The 13,731-nt window shown below is 58.0% G+C and carries 13 protein-coding genes; 8 read left to right on the top strand and 5 right to left on the bottom strand.

What is annotated here, in order from left to right:
• Positions 1–30: 30 nt before the first annotated feature.
• Entirely contained in the window at positions 31–561 is a 531-nt protein-coding gene (locus AC0B60_RS04860; RefSeq protein ID WP_465084480.1) for an ankyrin repeat domain-containing protein, read from the top strand.
• Here AC0B60_RS04860 and AC0B60_RS04855 read toward each other — a convergent pair.
• Positions 539–1,405 (bottom strand): putative RNA methyltransferase, encoded by an 867-nt coding sequence (locus tag AC0B60_RS04855; protein WP_465084478.1) that lies wholly within the window; start codon positions 1,403–1,405, stop codon positions 539–541. The two genes, AC0B60_RS04860 and AC0B60_RS04855, sit on opposite strands and share 23 nt — an antisense overlap.
• A 92-nt stretch (positions 1,406–1,497) precedes the next feature.
• Here AC0B60_RS04855 and AC0B60_RS04850 point away from each other — a divergent pair, with 92 nt between their 5' ends.
• Together AC0B60_RS04850 and AC0B60_RS04845 are read left to right on the top strand one after the other, a co-directional pair.
• Complete coding sequence (locus AC0B60_RS04850) at positions 1,498–2,235, top strand: spermidine synthase (RefSeq protein WP_465084477.1); 738 nt, start codon at positions 1,498–1,500, stop codon at positions 2,233–2,235.
• Positions 2,236–2,373: 138 nt separating this feature from the next.
• The gene (locus AC0B60_RS04845) at positions 2,374–4,482 is read left to right on the top strand and encodes a 4Fe-4S binding protein (RefSeq protein ID WP_465084475.1); all 2,109 of its coding nucleotides are present in this window, start codon (positions 2,374–2,376) and stop codon (positions 4,480–4,482) included.
• Positions 4,483–4,513: 31 nt separating this feature from the next.
• Here AC0B60_RS04845 and AC0B60_RS04840 read toward each other — a convergent pair whose 3' ends face one another.
• A complete protein-coding gene (locus tag AC0B60_RS04840) occupies positions 4,514–5,068 on the bottom strand; it encodes a carboxymuconolactone decarboxylase family protein (protein ID WP_465084473.1) in 555 nt (184 codons plus the stop codon).
• Positions 5,069–5,190: 122 nt separating this feature from the next.
• On the opposite strand from AC0B60_RS04840, the gene AC0B60_RS04835 reads away from it, so the two are divergent.
• From AC0B60_RS04835 to AC0B60_RS04815, 5 genes are all read left to right on the top strand, one after another.
• A complete protein-coding gene (locus tag AC0B60_RS04835) occupies positions 5,191–5,796 on the top strand; it encodes a TetR/AcrR family transcriptional regulator (RefSeq protein ID WP_465084471.1) in 606 nt (201 codons plus the stop codon).
• A 161-nt stretch (positions 5,797–5,957) separates the two neighbouring features.
• Complete coding sequence (locus AC0B60_RS04830) at positions 5,958–7,268, top strand: NAD(P)/FAD-dependent oxidoreductase (protein WP_465084469.1); 1,311 nt, start codon at positions 5,958–5,960, stop codon at positions 7,266–7,268.
• Positions 7,269–7,319: 51 nt separating this feature from the next.
• Complete coding sequence (locus AC0B60_RS04825) at positions 7,320–9,032, top strand: potassium/proton antiporter (protein ID WP_465084467.1); 1,713 nt, start codon at positions 7,320–7,322, stop codon at positions 9,030–9,032.
• A gap of 103 nt (positions 9,033–9,135) precedes the next feature.
• A complete protein-coding gene (locus AC0B60_RS04820) occupies positions 9,136–9,699 on the top strand; it encodes a L,D-transpeptidase family protein (RefSeq protein ID WP_465084465.1) in 564 nt (187 codons plus the stop codon).
• 223 nt (positions 9,700–9,922) lie between these two features.
• Positions 9,923–10,204, top strand: a complete 282-nt coding sequence (locus AC0B60_RS04815) for an Lpp/OprI family alanine-zipper lipoprotein (RefSeq protein WP_465084463.1) — start codon at positions 9,923–9,925, stop codon at positions 10,202–10,204.
• A gap of 67 nt (positions 10,205–10,271) precedes the next feature.
• Here the strand turns inward: AC0B60_RS04815 and AC0B60_RS04810 are convergent, their stop codons facing one another.
• Genes AC0B60_RS04810 through AC0B60_RS04800 form a run of 3 tightly spaced genes read right to left on the bottom strand, consistent with a single transcriptional unit; the run spans position 10,272 to position 13,713 of the window.
• The gene (locus tag AC0B60_RS04810; RefSeq protein WP_465084462.1) at positions 10,272–11,066 is read right to left on the bottom strand and encodes a slipin family protein; all 795 of its coding nucleotides are present in this window, start codon (positions 11,064–11,066) and stop codon (positions 10,272–10,274) included.
• Between the two features lie 58 nt (positions 11,067–11,124).
• Positions 11,125–12,603, bottom strand: a complete 1,479-nt coding sequence (locus AC0B60_RS04805) for an NfeD family protein (RefSeq protein ID WP_465084460.1) — start codon at positions 12,601–12,603, stop codon at positions 11,125–11,127.
• Between the two features lie 42 nt (positions 12,604–12,645).
• The gene (locus AC0B60_RS04800; protein ID WP_465084458.1) at positions 12,646–13,713 is read right to left on the bottom strand and encodes a L,D-transpeptidase family protein; all 1,068 of its coding nucleotides are present in this window, start codon (positions 13,711–13,713) and stop codon (positions 12,646–12,648) included.
• Between the last annotated feature and the right edge of the window lie 18 nt (positions 13,714–13,731).

Genomic DNA, 13,731 nt, shown 5'->3' with positions numbered 1-13,731 from the left:
CGATAGACGCTATGAAACCAGAGGAAGACCATGAGCCAGGACAAGCCAACCAGCCCCCAGAACCCCGATAACCAGCAGGACGAGGACGCCATTGCCTTCGCCCAGGGGTTGTTCGAACTGGCCCGGAACGGCGGTGCCGGCCCGCTCAGCGTGATGCTTAATGCCGGCGTACCCGTGGACATCCGCACCAACACCGGCGACAGCCTGCTGATGCTGGCCTGCGGTAACGGCCACAAGGACACAGTCCGCCTGCTGCTGGAACAGGGTGCCGACCCCAACCTGGCCAACGACCAGCTACAAACGCCTCTGGCCAGCGCGGTGTATCAGGGCGATACCGACATTGTAGACCTGCTGCTGACCTCCGGAGCCGTCGTTGATCACCGCCCGGCAGGCGCCAAAACGCCGCTGATGGTCGCCGCCATGTTCAATCGGGTGGATATGATTGAGCGTTTGCTCGAAGCGGGAGCGGAAAAGTCGCTTAAGGATGAGGAGGGGCAATCAGCAGAGGATCTGGCCCGGACCATGGGAGCGAACGAGGCTATCGGGGCGTTGTCGTCGTAGCGGCTGAATCGCGAACAAAACGCCTCAGTTTGACTTCGACCGTCACCGTCAAGGTTTCAAGTGTCTCGGCACGAGCCCGCCCCTCCGCCGGCGCCCGGTAAAAATGCGGCGTCATCGCCAGCAGGTCGGCAATAGCGTCCTGACTTTCCAGAGTCAGTGAATAGCGAACCGTTTCTGTGCCCAAGTCCGAAAACCCGTCCGGCACCTCCGCCATCGGCGGTTTCTCGGGCTTGAGTGACGGATAGATAATCTCCCGCAGCTCTCGCAGATGGTCAGGGCCGGCGTCGGCCTGGATCACTGTGCCGCCGGGTTTGAGCACACGGGCAAACTCACGGTAGACGGGAAAGCCAAACAGGCAGAGCACGCAATCGAGGGTGCCGTTCAATACCGGCAGATTGGCGTTACTGCCGACCAGCCAACGGGGCCGCTTATCCTGCTTCGCGGCAGCCAGGGTCGCCCACTTGGAGATATCGACCCCCACCAGCGCAAGGGACATGTCCATGTTCGACGCGGCCAGTTGTCGGAGGTAATAGCCTTCACCACAACCGGCGTCGAGACACGCCAGTGGTTTGGTATCGCCTGTGCTGGTTGTCACCGCTTTGCCCACAGCCTCTGCAATGGGCTGATAGAAACCGGCATTCAGAAAGCGCCGGCGCGCCGCCACCATGTCCTTGCTATCACCCGGGTCCAGCGAGCGCTTCTTCTGGACCGGCAGCAAGTGCAGATAGCCCTGGCGCGCAACATCAAAACTATGGCCAGCCGGGCAACGCCAGCAGGTATCGGACTGGCTCAGGGGCTCGCCGTCCAATGGACAGGCCAGGGCGTTGAAGACTTCCATCGTCATGAGCTCACAGCCTCCGGCTCTGATGCATGGCTTGAGAAGCGGCGGATAAATGCCCAGAATAACGGCGCAGCGATCAGACAAGGGACGCCACCGTGAAGGGCGAGATTATCCATTACACCCGGGACGCACTCGGTGGCATTCTGGTGGTCGACTATCGCAAACATCGGGTGATGACCTTTGATTCGGTGTTTGAGCAAAGCAAGATAGACCGCCGCAGACCCCACCTTCCCGTTCACGAGTACAGCCGCGCGATGCTATTGCCCGTAGCCTTTGCGCAGCCCGCACACGCCACGGTTCTGGGCCTGGGCGGCGGCGTGATGGCCAGTGCGTTGTTGCACCTCTTGCCGGAATGCCAGGTGCATGCCGTGGAACTGCGGCCCCGGGTGCTGGAGGTAGCCCGCGAATACTTCAGCCTGCCGCATTCCGCCAACCTGACGATGACCATCGGCGATGCCAGGGACGCCCTCGGCAAAGCGCCGGACGGTAGCAGCGACCTCATCCTGGCCGATATGTACAACTCCGACCGCATGAGCCCGGCTCAGGCCCAGCGCGAGTTTATCAGACAATGCAGCCGGGTACTCGGCGACAGCGGCTGGCTCGCCATCAACTATCACCGCACACCGGACATCAACGGCCCATTGTTCCACCAGCTTCGCGCCGGGTTTGCGGTGCTGCTGCTGTTCAAGAGTAAAACCAACAACACAGTAATCTTCGCCAGCAAGCGTCCCTTTGAGGCCCTGCACACCAAAGACCCCACCCTGGTGGAGCTGGAAAACCGACTGCCCATCGACTGGCGGCGTTTAATGGGGAGAGTGATTCGCCTGAACTGATCGGCTTCTGCGCTTCTCCTGCCCCCTCCTCTCCTCCTCACAAAGTAGCACCTGCCCGGCCCGGAGGTCTCATTGTGCCGGCATGGCAAATCTCTAGCATGGATCTGACCAACAACAATAAATCGATGGAGAGACACCATGCCCGGGCGGTTGTTGCTGCTGCTGCTGTTGGTCCTAGTCTGTTTTCCCCTGGCGGCGTACAGCGCTCTGGACGACGAGAAGCACGCGTTAATCCAGGAACTGTTCCCCAAGGCAACGGACATTCGTGACCGGTTGCCGGACTACCCGGTGTACCCCGTGTACCAACTCCAGGAGCTGATCGGCTACGCCTACGAATCCCGTGAAATCAGCCCTCTCCAGGGCTTTGCCGGGAAACCCGTCAACATGCTGATCGGGCTCGATAGTCGCGGGCGCTTTACCGGCATTCGCATTCTCAACCATCATGAACCGGTGTTTCTTCACGGACTTGGCGAAGAGCCCCTGTTCGAGTTCATCGATCAGTACGAGGGCCGCTCACTCACCGAGCAGATTGTTATAGACACATCGGGCTCCCGCAGCGGCAAAAACCCGGATGGCAACGTGGTGCATTTTGACGGCGTGAGCAAGGCCACGGTGTCAGTGCTGATCATCAACGACACCGTCCTGTCATCGGCTCTCAAGGTGGCTCGAAAAAAACTCGCCGGATTTACTCAGGAAGCGCCGACCCGGGCGAAACCAGATCTCTATCAACCGCTTTCCTGGGCGCAATTGGTTGACCGGGGGTACATAGGCCATTGGCGGATCAGCCCGTCCGAGATTGAAGAAATGCTGGGATCTCCGCTGGGCGATTATCCCGAGGCACCGCAACCAGAACCGGGCGAGCCGTTCACCGAACTGTTTTTCGGCTACATCAACGCACCGATGGTCGGCCGCAATCTCCTGGGAGATGAGGGGTTCGAGCGGCTGATAAAGAGAACCGGGCCGGACGCCCAGATACTGGCGGTCATGTCCCGTGGCCTATACCCGCACCTGCCCGATGATTTCACACCCGGCAGCTCTCCCGAACGCCTGGGACTGCAGCAAAACAACCTGTCGCTGGACATTCGCGACATCAACGTATTCGACCAGAACATCCATATTGATGCCAACGGCATGCCAGAGTTGGCCCGGACAACCCTTTTCCGGGTCGGCGGTAATGCGGGGTTCAATCCCGGGGCCGAATCGACCCTGAAACTGAGCGTCACGCTGCGGAAGAATCACCTGGTCGCCGACAGCGCCGAGCTGGAGATCCCGGTGGCCTTTGCCCAGGACCTGTTCGAAGCCGTCGAGGTGGCACCCCGGCCAGAAGACCGTCGCCAACCGGTGTGGATCGGGTTATGGAAGGAACGATGGCTGACCATATCCCTATTGGTCCTCAGCCTCATCCTGCTGACAGTGTTCTTCGCACGCCAGCGCGCCCTGAGCCGATACCCGAAACTGGTACACCGCTTCCGCTGGGGCTTTCTTTTCTTCACCCTGTTTTTTATCGGCTTCTATGCTCAGGGGCAGCTTTCGGTAGTGAATGTCTACACCCTGTTCCTCGCTATCTGGGATGGCTTTTCCCTGAACGTGTTCCTGATGGACCCGGTGTTGTTCATCCTCTGGATCTACACGTTCATCAGCCTGTTTGTCTGGGGGCGCGGTCTGTTCTGTGGCTGGCTATGCCCCTTTGGCGCGCTGCAGGAGATGGCGGCCTGGCTGGGTGAGAAACTGAAGTTCCGCCAGGTGAAGGTGCCGGAGAAATGGCACCGTCGGCTGATTCTTCTGAAATACCCGATACTTCTGATGCTGGTGGGAACGGCATTTTATTCGCTGGAACTGGCGGAGAAGCTGGTGGAAGTGGAACCGTTCAAAACCGGCATCACACTCTTCTTCGTACGCTATTGGCCTTTCGTGGTCTACGCCGTTGGCCTGCTGGTGGTGGGTATGTTCATCCACAAGTTCTACTGTCGCTATCTATGCCCGCTTGGAGCAGGACTGGCGGTTCTGGGCAAGCTACGCCTGTTCAGTTGGCTTGACCGGGTAGAACTTTGCGGCAAGCCCTGCCAGCACTGCAAGAACAGTTGCGGTATCAATGCCATCCGAAAAGATGGCCGGATCGATTACAACGAATGCATCCAGTGCCTGGAGTGTGTGGTCATTCTGAAAGACGAGAATCAATGCGTGGACAAAGTGCTGGAACAGAAACGCCAGCGGCAGGCGCATATACTGGCTACGGATGCGGGCTGAACCGCACCCGTAGCGTCAGGGAGTGACTTCGTTACTTCTTCTTTTCCCAGGCAAACTTCTGGAACGGCTCATCAACCGGCGTTTCCGCAATGTGGTTGATGTAGTTGCTCATGACTTTCTGGGACAGCACCAGGATCACTTCCAGTACCTGACGGTGCTTATAGCCAGCGCCATAGAACGCGTCCAGGTCTTCCTTGCCGACATTGCCTTTCTTGTGCATCACTGCCAGCGTAAACGTCCTCAGAGACTCGAGCTTGTCGCTGGGCAGGGGAGTTTCATCCCGCAGTGCGTTGATGATGTCGTCCGACACTTCCATCATCTTGGCGATGCCTGTGTGCGCCGGCACGCAGTAGTGACAGGCGTTCTCCACGTTGATGGTCTGCCAGACCACCGTGGTCTCTTCGTTATCGAAACTGCTGTCGAGCACCAGCTGGTGCAGGGTTTGATATGCCTCCAGAGTGCCAGGTGCCTCAGCCATGATTCCGTGCAGCGCGGGAATCATGCCAAAGCCTTTGATCGAATTTTCCAGCAGCGGTTTAGATTTTTCCGGTGCAGACTCGACATCGTAAATGGTGAAATCCGTCATAACACTCTCCTCTCGATTAATGATGAGCGTTCATTCAACTTCAATTCCACGGTAACTGTTTTTGAGCGTTCATTCAAGTTATCATTACGAGGAATTAAATCACCAGTAGTTGGCAGGTACCCATGGCCAGAAACGCTCGTTACGATCGACAAATCGCGCTGGACAAAGCAATGAACCTGTTCTGGGAACGCGGCTATGCTGGTGCTTCCATGAAGCAGATTGAGCAGGCCCTGGACATGCGCCCTGGCAGCATCTATGCAACCTTTGGCAGCAAGGATGGCCTGTTCAGCGAAGCACTGGCTGCCTATGCACAAAGAAGCGGGCTGGAACTACGCGAGCACCTGGCTGGAAATTCGTCGGTGCTGGATGGGCTGCAGGAGCATCTTCACTGCATTGCACGCCAGGCTAGTCCATACGGTGAATCACCATCCCGTGCCTGCATGGTCGTCAAAACTCTGCTGGAAGCCAGCAATACCAATACTGCCATTGCAAACCAGGCGGACTCGATCCTGAACGCCATCGAGCAGACCCTGACTGAACTTCTGGAGCAGGCGAAAATCCAGGGCGAACTGGCGCAGGGAACCCATTGCGCCCGACTGGCAAGATTGCTTCAGGCCCAGATCATTGGCCTCCGGTCTTTTGCGCAACGGGAAATCAGTTCTGAACAGGTCGCTGAGCTTGCCGAAGATATGGCAACCATGCTTGATCACTATCGCGCCCGTCACTAGACCGCGCCCGGCCTGCCCAGGGTATAGGTACTAACGGCGAATTGTTCCTGCCACAACAGTGCGTTAGCATTACCGCTCTGTGTCGCTCCCTTCCTCAGTGAGGACAGCCAAGGGTTTTTAACGAGAGTTCTTGGCTATCTTCACTTCAGGAACTCTTTGTCATGGAAAACCTGCATCACATCGTCGTCGTGGGCGGCGGCGCGGGCGGCCTTGAGCTGACCACCCGCCTCGGTAACAAACTCGGAAAAAAACGCAAAGCCCGTATCACCCTGGTCGACGCCGGCCTGACCCACGTCTGGAAACCCCTGCTTCACGAAGTGGCCTCTGGCTCGCTCGATGCCAACACCAACGAAATCAACTACCGGGCCCATGCTCGCAAGCACCACTATGAGTTCCAGCTCGGGCGCATGAATGGCCTGGACCATAACGCCAGGGAAGTGGTCATCGCGCCATTTCACGATGAGGACGGCGACGAAGTTGTGCCGGAACGTCGCATTGGTTATGACACCCTGGTGATTGCCGTGGGCAGCACAGCGAACGACTTCGGAACCCCCGGCGCCCAGGATCATTGCCTGTTCCTGGACAGTCTCAACCAGGCCCGGCGCTTCCACAACCTGATGCTTAACGCCTTTTTGCGCAAAAACCACGATGCCCAGGCCGGCAATGGTCCTGAGCTACCCATCACCATCATTGGAGCCGGCGCAACCGGCGTTGAGTTGGCGGCGGAACTGCGACTTGCTTCCAGGGAACTGCCTATATACGGCATGAATCATCTGCGTCCGGAGGATGTGTCCATTACCGTCGTCGAAGCGGCTGACCGCATCCTGCCTGCACTGCCGGCCCGGCTCTCCGAGGCCGCAACCCGCGAACTGGATCACCAGAACGTCAGGGTGATGACGGGTGAGCCCGTCAGTGAAGTTCGTGATGGCGTGGTGGTGCTCAAAGACGGTACGGAGATCGCCTCGGAGATGACCATCTGGGCCGCGGGGATCAAGGCGCCTGCTTTTCTGGCAACACTGGACGGCCTGGAAACGAACCGTGGCAACCAGATCAAGGTGAAGCAAACCCTGGAGTCCACCACGGCTCCAGACATCTTTGCCTTTGGCGATTGTGCCGAATGCCCCCAGCCCCAGACAGAACGGCCCGTGCCACCGCGTGCTCAGTCCGCGCATCAGCAGGCGGACACTCTTTTCAAAACCCTGTGTCATCGACTGGATGGCCGTGAGGCGGTTCCGTTTGTCTACAACGACCATGGTTCACTGATCAATTTCAGCCGCTACACCACCGTGGGGAACCTGATGGGTAATCTCTCCGGTCGCAGTATGTACATCGAGGGAAAAGTCGCGCGCCTGTTTTACCTGTCACTCTACCGCATGCACCAGGTCGCGCTGCATGGCCTCATAAGAACCGGAATCATCTGGCTGATGGATCGGATCAGCCGCGCCATGCATCCGCGCCTGAAACTGCACTGACGCGGTCGTGACCCTGCTATCATCGAAACATATTCCCAATCCGGAGCAGGAATGGATCCGCTAGTTACCTTGATCGGTGCTCTGATGCTGGTCATCAGTATCATGCTCAGCCCGCTGTCCAGCAGGCTGGGCATGCCGGTACTGCTGATATTTCTCGTGGTCGGCATGATCATGGGGGAGGATGGTCCCGGTGGCATCCTGTTCGACGACTTCGAGCTGGCGTTCCTGATCGCCAACCTGGCGCTCGGCGTGATCCTGCTGGATGGCGGCATGCGCACCCGGGCGGAAACGTTTCGTGTCGGTCTCCGCCCGGCATTGGTACTCGCCTCCGTTGGCGTGTTCCTGACTGCCTCCGGGGCCGGCCTGGTGGCCTGGTGGGTGTTCGACATACACTGGATGGCGGCACTACTCATCGGCGCAATCATCTCATCCACCGACGCAGCAGCGGTGTTCTCGCTGCTTCAAGGGCGCGGCCTTCATTTAAACGAACGGGTCAGTGCAACCCTGGAAATCGAGTCCGGCAGTAACGACCCGATGGCGATTTTCCTGACCCTGATGCTGGTCACCATGATTGAGGCAGGCGGAACATCTGAAGGCTGGATGGCGCTGCTGATGCTGGTGAAGCAGTTCGGTATTGGCGGTATCGTCGGCGTCGCCGGCGGCTTCATCGTGGTGGAACTGGCCAACCGGGTTCGGCTGACCCCATCGCTGTACCCTTTGCTGGTGGTGGCAGCCGGCATCATGGTGTTCTCCGGTACCAACGCGCTCGGGGGCAGCGGCTTCCTGGCGATCTATCTCGCCGGCGTGGTTGTGGGCAACCGCCCGGTGCGGATGATGCCAATGATTCTCCAGGTTCATGATGGCCTGGCCTGGCTGGCCCAACTATGTCTGTTCCTGATGCTGGGGTTGTTGGTCACGCCCTCGGAACTGTTGCCCCTCGCCGGCGGCGGCCTGGTCCTGGCGCTGGCGCTGATTTTCCTGATCCGGCCGCTGACAGTGATGGCGACGCTCTGGCCGTTCGGCTTTAATCGACGCGAACTGGGTTTTATCAGTTGGGTCGGTTTACGAGGTGCCGTGCCCATTGTGCTGGCGTTGTTCCCGATCATCGCCGGGCTGCCGGAGGCCCAGCTCATCTTCCATGTCGCCTTCTTCATCGTACTGGTATCACTGGTGGTCCAGGGTACCACCATGGCGCCACTGGCCAGGAAGCTGCGACTGGAAGTCCCCACCGGTGAAGATCCCTACCGCCGCCTGCCCCTGGATGTCCCGGCCGCCGGAGACCACGAACTGATGCTGTTTCCGCTGCGGGGCAGTGCCTGGGAGTCACCCAGACCCCTGGGCCAGCTCCGGTTGCCGGAAAACACTGCCATCGCTGGTGTTTTCCGCAAACGAACGTGTTACCAGCCGAGTCCGGATATGGAAGTATCCACCGGCGATGTATTGGCGATGTTTGCAACGCCAGCGATGCTTTCCGAGCTGGGTAAAGCTCTTAGTGGTCGCCATGCCCCCAAATACCTCGCCGAGCGCGCCTTCTTTGGCGACTTCGTGCTCAATGGCGATGCCCTGCTGGGGGATGTGGAGCAGGTCTACGGCATTGAATTTGATCAACTGCCCCCGGAACTTTCCCTTGCCGAATGCTTTGCACGGCGCACCAAAGGGCATCCAGTGGTAGGTGATAAGGTAGTGCTGGGCCCCGTTACACTGGTCGCGAGGGCAACCGAGGCCGATCGTGTGACGAAAGTTGGCCTGAAAATGGACAACTAATAAAAATCTTTAACAAAAACACTCAAAACCTTGGTTCGATTCCCAAAAATCCTGTGCTATAAAGTGTACAAAGATTAATCATCGACTCGTTATGTTATTTAAAATGCCGATTCCAATCTCCGGCCCCGGCCGATCCTCAGTTGCCGCTGCCAGCTTTCTGGCCTTTGTTTTATCGTTGTTGCTGGCTCCCCTATGCCCGCTGTCGGCGTCGGAGCTTCCGATGGGCGCCATGGATGAAACGCCGAAAGTTAGCGAGGTTCTGGTTCGTAAGGAAGAGCGCAGGCTTTACCTGCTGTCGGGCGATCAGGTGGTGCGCAGCTACCGTATCGGGCTGGGCGACAATCCCTCCGGCCACAAGCTCTACGAGGGCGATGAGCGCACGCCCGAAGGTAAATATGTGTTGGATTGGCGCAACTCCAACAGCGATTTCTACAAATCCATCCATATCTCCTATCCCAACGCTGTAGACAGGGAGCAGGCTTCTGCCTGGGGGCTCGATCCCGGCGGCAGCATCATGATTCATGGTTTGCCGAACGAGGCCGGTGATATGGCATTCGCTTTCCTCGGTTTGGACTGGACCGATGGCTGCATCGCTGTCAGTAACGAGGAAATGGACGAAATCTGGCAATTGGTGGCCGATGGCACACCAATACGGATCGTCCCCTGACACTGATCCAATCCCCACTTCATGCGTAGATTCTTACTGCAATATTAAGTTGTTGTCATAACCTAGGAACTTTTACGTATCCTTAGTTAACATTTCTGTCTAGACTGATTTACACTGTTTGACGATGTCGTTGGCCAAACGCTAACGACCCCGTTTTGACAGAATGTCTGCACCAACGACTTCTGGAACGCAGGAAATAAAATGACCAATAAGGGGATTTACAATGCGTAAACTGACGATCGCAGGGTTTGCACTGGCCACCGCACTGACCGCAGGTTGTGCGACTACTGACCAGGGCGCTCTCGACGAAGCGAATGCAACCGCTTCTTCTGCCGAGCAGACCGCTGAAAACGCACTGAACACTGCTAACAGCGCTTCCAGCGCCGCTCGCTCTGCGCAGAGCACAGCGGACGAAGCCCTGGCTGCCGCCAAGGCCGCCCAGCGTGCCGCTGAAGAAGCTAACGAGCGCGCCAAGCGCATGCTCGAGCGTTCCAGCCAGAAATAAGGCTGCTACGTAGCAAAAAAGGCCGGGATTCGTCCCGGCCTTTTTTGTGAGCGCCTGATAAAGCCCATCAGGATTCGTCGTTATCGCTCTTCGGCTTCTGTGGTGAGGGCGTGTTGCTCATAAAGGCAGACATCATTTCCATCGGCAGCGGGAACACAATCGTGGAACTGTTGTTGGTGCTCATATCCGCCAGGGTTTGCATGTAACGCAGCTGCATCGCTCCGGAGTTGGCTGACATAACTTCAGCAGCCTCAACCAGCTTTTGCGATGCCTGCAATTCACCCTCCGCGTGAATCACCTTGGCACGACGCTCACGCTCCGCCTCTGCCTGGCGGGCAATGGCGCGAATCATGGACTCGTTCAGGTCCACATGCTTGATTTCAACATTGGCCACCTTGATACCCCACTCCTCGGTCTGAGCGTCGATGATGCTCTGGATATCCGAATTCAGCTTGTCCCGTTCGGACAGCATTTCATCCAGATCATGCTTACCCAACACAGAACGTAGTGTGGTCTGAGCCAGTTGACTGGTGGCAGAGCCAAAGTCCTCGACACGGATGATGGCTCGCTCCGGGTCGACCACCCGGAAATACAGCACGGCATTGACCCGCACTGTCACGTTGTCCTTCGAGATAACGTCCTGGCTAGGCACGTCCAGCGCAATGACACGCAAATCCACGCGGGTTATCTGCTGGATACCGGGGATCACAATGATCAGACCTGGCCCTTTGACACCCTGAAAGCGCCCCAGGAAGAAAACCACGCCACGCTCGTATTCCGGCAGAATCTTGATGGCCGCCCCAAGAATCAGCAGGAGCACCACCGTGGGTGCAATATAGGGAATCAGATCAGTGATGTTCATAAGGCCTCCTTCGTTGGCTTGATCGCCGGCTAACCTGTCAACACTCTCCAGTCCGGCTTCAGGGTTCCGCCCTGTCGGCTTCGACGTACACCGTCAAGCCCTCCAATGCAGTCACCCTTAGCTTGTCACCGTTGCTCACTGGGGTTTTACAGGCGGCATTCCAGCGTTCACCGCTCATGCGCACATGCCCCCTGAAATACCCATCGTTGTCCTGAAACTCATCAAGTGCGGTCACTCTCTCGTGGACTATCTGTTCGCTTCCGCTGACCGGGTGCTTTCGGCGCAAGCCGATGAACTTGATGACGGTCCAGAGGATAAAGCCGGCCGCGACCAGTGCCGTGCCACCGATGGTGGGCAGTGAAATCGCCTGATGGCTGCCATCCATCAGTATGATGGAACCGGCCACAAACGCGACAATCCCCCCTATGCCCAATATGCCAAAGCTGGGCATAAAGGCCTCGCCGACAATGAAGGCAAGCCCCAACAGAATCAGCGCCAGGCCCGCGTAATTGACGGATAGCACCTGGAAGGCAAATAGTGCGAGGATCAGGCAAATAGCGCCAATCACACCCGGAAATATGGCCCCGGGGTTGGATAGTTCGAAGATGATGCCGTAGAAGCCGATGATCATCAGGAAGTAAGCGACATTCGGATTGGTGATCACCGATAGCAGCCGCGTGCGCCAGTCCGGGTCTGCTCGCGTCAATTCAATGTTCGCGGTGGCCAGCGTTCTCTCGCCATTGGCCATTTTCACGGTGCGCCCGTCGATTTTTTGCATCAGGCTGTCCATGTTGTCGGCCACCACATCAACCACGTTCTGCGCCAGCGCTTCTTCGGCACCCAGGTTGACGGCTTCACGCACCGCCTGCTCCGCCCAGTCGGCGTTGCGTCCATGCCGCTCCGCCAGGCCGCGGATATAGCTGACAGCATCCTCCAGAACCTTGCGTTCCATGGCCGTACCGCCTCGGCGTTTCTCGGAACCGGAGTCGTCATCCTGGGCCGATTCTTTGTCCCCCGCGCTTTCGTTTCCATCGGGATTGGCATCCCCGGTGTCTTCCGCGGGCTTCTGTTCCTCAGAGCCCGGCAGGCCACCCATCTGGACCGGCGTGGCCGACCCCAGGTGGGTAGCCCCAGCCATTGCCGCCACGTGACTGCCATAGAGAATGTAGGTACCGGCACTGGCGGCACGCGCCCCCGCCGGCGATACCCAGGTCACCACGGGTATGTCTGAAGAAAGGATTTCCTTGATGATACCGCGCATGGACTCCATCAGGCCGCCGGGGGTATCCATCCGGATAATGAGCAACTCGGCACCTTCGGACTCGGCGCGGCGAATGCCCCGTACCACGTAGTCCATGGTGGCAGGGCCGATAGCACCGTCGACCGTCAACACAAGACCTGTCGGCGCATCGTCCTGCTGGGCGATGACCGTATGCGACAGAGAGGCCAGTGCAAGCACCAGGCCCAGCAGGAAGATAGCCAGCCACCAAGGCAGGCGGCTGGAGGGAATTGATGGGTTGGGTCGGTTAGCGATCATCACTCCTCCCCGGGTCCGTTCAGCGGATTAGAACCTTCGGTATCAGAACCAGAGGCGTTGCTTCTCACCTTTATGGCCATCTGGGGTACTTCGCGTCGGCCCAACAGCGTCATCCGCGACGCGGGTCAGACGTTCTCCCACCATTCGCGGCAGACCGTCCGCCTGGTCCACAGCCAGCTCAATCGCCATGCGCTTCACTTCCACACCGGGCATTTTCTGGCGAAAATCTTCCACCTTTTTCTGTACCTGCTTCCACAATTGTTCACGGTCCCGCTGGCTGTAGTCTTCTTCAGGACGGTGTACCTCCAGCCAGACCTCATTACCTTTCAGGCCAATCTTCACGGGTTCATGGATAACCTGCACCGGCGTACCCTTGCTGACTTCATAGACAAACCGCGATATATCCTCGTTGTACATGCGAAAACAGCCGTGACTGACCTGCATGCCCACACCGAACAACTTGTTGGTGCCATGAATCAGGTAACCTTTCTCACTGAGCATTAATGCGTGGGATCCCAGAGGATTGTCTGGCCCGGGTGGAATCATCCTGGGCAGATAGTCCCCCTCGGCTTCGTATTCGGCACGAATGCTGGCGGGCGGATACCAGGCCGGGGATTCCAACGGCATGGTCACTTCGGCGTTGGTCAATGGCGACGGGTTGTCGTCAGTGCCTACCCCCACCGGATAGACCTGTACCTTTCCTTCAGTAAAGTAGTACAACCGGTATTCCGCCAGATTAATGATTATGCCTTCGCGTTTCACATCCGGAAGCACATAGTGCCGAGGTACGGTTATCCGGGTACCATCACCAGGCAGCCAGGGATCAACCCCGGGGTTGGCCTTAACCAGTTCCAGATAGCCAAGACTGTTTTGATTGCCAATGGCCGCAAAGGTGTCCTCATAGCGGGTGGTCATCACCGACAGTTCCCCGGCCAGATCCCCTTCAATGGAAAACCGAGGGACACGGGGCTGCTCGGGGGCGTCGTTTTTCCCTTCGGGCGTACTCAGTTCCTGACCCGCGGCCTGCGCCTCTGTTTCGGCACCAACCGCGCTGGCCGACACCAGAGTCAGCAAAATCAGCAGAAAACCTGTCAACTGCGTTCGATACATAGCGTCTCAATCCGATAT

Source organism: Marinobacter sp. V34 (assembly GCF_055524115.1).
Note: the sequence above shows the minus strand (reverse complement) of the source record. Positions and strands in the feature narration are given on the sequence as shown.

What these genes read in the sequence shown, in the direction of transcription:
- AC0B60_RS04860 (WP_465084480.1), top strand. Translation starts at nt 31, where the DNA reads ATGAGCCAGGACAAGCCAACCAGCCCCCAGAACCCCGATAACCAGCAG.
- AC0B60_RS04855 (WP_465084478.1), bottom strand. Translation starts at nt 1,405, where the DNA reads ATGACGATGGAAGTCTTCAACGCCCTGGCCTGTCCATTGGACGGCGAG.
- AC0B60_RS04845 (WP_465084475.1), top strand. Translation starts at nt 2,374, where the DNA reads ATGCCCGGGCGGTTGTTGCTGCTGCTGCTGTTGGTCCTAGTCTGTTTT.
- AC0B60_RS04840 (WP_465084473.1), bottom strand. Translation starts at nt 5,068, where the DNA reads ATGACGGATTTCACCATTTACGATGTCGAGTCTGCACCGGAAAAATCT.
- AC0B60_RS04835 (WP_465084471.1), top strand. Translation starts at nt 5,191, where the DNA reads ATGGCCAGAAACGCTCGTTACGATCGACAAATCGCGCTGGACAAAGCA.
- AC0B60_RS04830 (WP_465084469.1), top strand. Translation starts at nt 5,958, where the DNA reads ATGGAAAACCTGCATCACATCGTCGTCGTGGGCGGCGGCGCGGGCGGC.
- AC0B60_RS04825 (WP_465084467.1), top strand. Translation starts at nt 7,320, where the DNA reads ATGGATCCGCTAGTTACCTTGATCGGTGCTCTGATGCTGGTCATCAGT.
- AC0B60_RS04820 (WP_465084465.1), top strand. Translation starts at nt 9,136, where the DNA reads ATGCCGATTCCAATCTCCGGCCCCGGCCGATCCTCAGTTGCCGCTGCC.
- AC0B60_RS04815 (WP_465084463.1), top strand. Translation starts at nt 9,923, where the DNA reads ATGCGTAAACTGACGATCGCAGGGTTTGCACTGGCCACCGCACTGACC.
- AC0B60_RS04810 (WP_465084462.1), bottom strand. Translation starts at nt 11,066, where the DNA reads ATGAACATCACTGATCTGATTCCCTATATTGCACCCACGGTGGTGCTC.
- AC0B60_RS04805 (WP_465084460.1), bottom strand. Translation starts at nt 12,603, where the DNA reads ATGATCGCTAACCGACCCAACCCATCAATTCCCTCCAGCCGCCTGCCT.
- AC0B60_RS04800 (WP_465084458.1), bottom strand. Translation starts at nt 13,713, where the DNA reads ATGTATCGAACGCAGTTGACAGGTTTTCTGCTGATTTTGCTGACTCTG.